1 protein-coding gene is annotated in these 1939 nt (G+C 44.1%); it reads left to right on the top strand.

Translation table 11 applies throughout. From position 1 onward, the window contains the following. The first annotated feature begins 336 nt into the window (after nt 1–336). Nucleotides 337–1875 carry an IS21 family transposase gene (istA, locus tag ACK8P7_RS10890; protein ID WP_410044220.1) on the top strand — a complete coding sequence of 513 codons (1539 nt, stop codon included), beginning with the start codon at nt 337–339 and terminating at the stop codon, nt 1873–1875. The last annotated feature ends 64 nt before the right edge of the window (nt 1876–1939 follow it).

Below are 1939 nucleotides of genomic sequence, written 5' to 3'. Positions count from 1 at the left end.
AAAGCTTGATAGGGGCAGTCTGCGCTTTTTTGGCTACCCGGAAGGCTTTGTTTCAGAGTAAAATACTCTCGTTTTCCATGATTATGGCATTTTCAAAAGTATCAAACTAGCCGCACTGACACTGAGCGCTTACGACTGATCGATGACCACATGGTCAGTTATGTGGCAGATGAATAATCCGGGGTGAAATCCATCACCTGTCCGGCGTATGGAAATCGCTAATCCGCTTAATTGGAAATCGCGTTTCCGTTAAATAGGAAATCGATTTATCTATAAAAACCTTATAATGAGCTCATGCACCAGTTGGTGTAAATTCATTGTAAGGAGGTCACAATTATGACCAAGTACAGAGAAATCATTCGCCTTACTGGCCTGGGATTCTCACAACGCGATATCATGGCTAGTTGTGGTGTCGCACAAAAAACTGTCGTCAAAGTCCAAAAACGTGCCAGAGAATTAAAACTTTCATGGCCACTTGATGAAGCAATGACTGACACAGAGCTTCAAAAGCTCATGTTCTCTAAAGAGAACAAGGTATCGCCTAATAAACGTATGCCTGACTACGACTACATCCGCAAGGAGCTACTTCGTAACGGAGTAAGTAAAAAGCTCCTGTGGACTGAATACATGGAGGATTGCCGTGCCAATGGCGAAGAACCACTCATGTATTCTCAGTTCTGCTACCACATCCAACAGGATGAGCAGAAACATCGTGCTACCATGCATATCAACCGGAAACCCGGTGAACAGGTTGAAGTTGACTGGGCAGGGGATCCTGCAACAATCATTGATCCGGATACCGGAGAAATCATGAAAGCCTACATATTTGTTGGTGTAATGACTTACAGCCAGTATACATACGTGGAAGCATTTCTGGATATGAAGCAGAAATCATGGATTAATGCTCATGTCCATATGTACGAGTACTTTGGCGGTGTTGCCAGGATTCTCGTACCGGATAACTGCAAAACTGCAGTTGTTCACAATGGTGGACTTAAAGACCAGCAGATTAATGAAACCTATCAGGAAATGGCTGAACACTATGGCACCGCTATTATTCCGGCACGTGTCAGAGCTCCCAAGGATAAGCCGAATGCTGAAGGAACGGTAGGAAATATCTCTACCTGGATAACAGCAGCACTTCGGGATGAACAGTTCTTCTCCCTTGCCGAATTAAATCGTGCAATCAGAGACAAGCTCGAACTGTTCAACCAAAGGCTCTTTCAAAAGAAAGAGGGTAGTCGGCGAATCTTATTTCTTGAGGAAGAAAAACCATTGCTGGCACCATTACCTGCTACCCGTTTTGAACTGAGTGACTGGAAAACAGCCACCGTCCAGTTCAATTATCACATATCTGTGGACGGAATGCTATACTCAGTTCCTTATGAATATATCAAAAAGAAAGTTGATGTGAAGGTAACAGATACCACTATTGAAATTTTCTACAATCATAACCGTATTGCTTCCCATCGTCGTCTGAAAGGACGCCCTGGGCAGTACAGCACTATCACGGAACATATGCCGGAAGACCACCAGAAATATCTGGAATGGAACGGTGACCGGTTCCGCAAATGGGCTGAGCGGATTGGCATAAATACATACACTGTGGTTAATGCAATACTGACCTCCAAAAGTGTGGAACAACAGACCTACCGAAGTTGTATGGGACTTCTAAAGCTTGCTGAGAAATACTCAGATGCATTGCTTGAAGCAGCCTGTAAAAAAGCTTTATCCTATACATCCTCACCCAGTTACAAGAGTATTAAAAACATCCTTGTGACAGGTTCTGTAAAACCAGAATCAGAAACAACTGAATCCAAGACCACACATAAAGCACATGGCATCACAAGAGGTGCCGATTACTATCGGAGGTAAGTGAGTATTCCGGGCGATTCTGAACCGCCGTTCCGGCGCCACAGTACCGCTGTTCCGTTTTAGA

The sequence above is a fragment of the Oribacterium sp. P9 genome, assembly GCF_046365365.1.
GTDB lineage: Bacteria > Bacillota > Clostridia > Lachnospirales > Lachnospiraceae > Oribacterium.
This window is presented reverse-complemented; position numbering and strand designations above follow the sequence as displayed.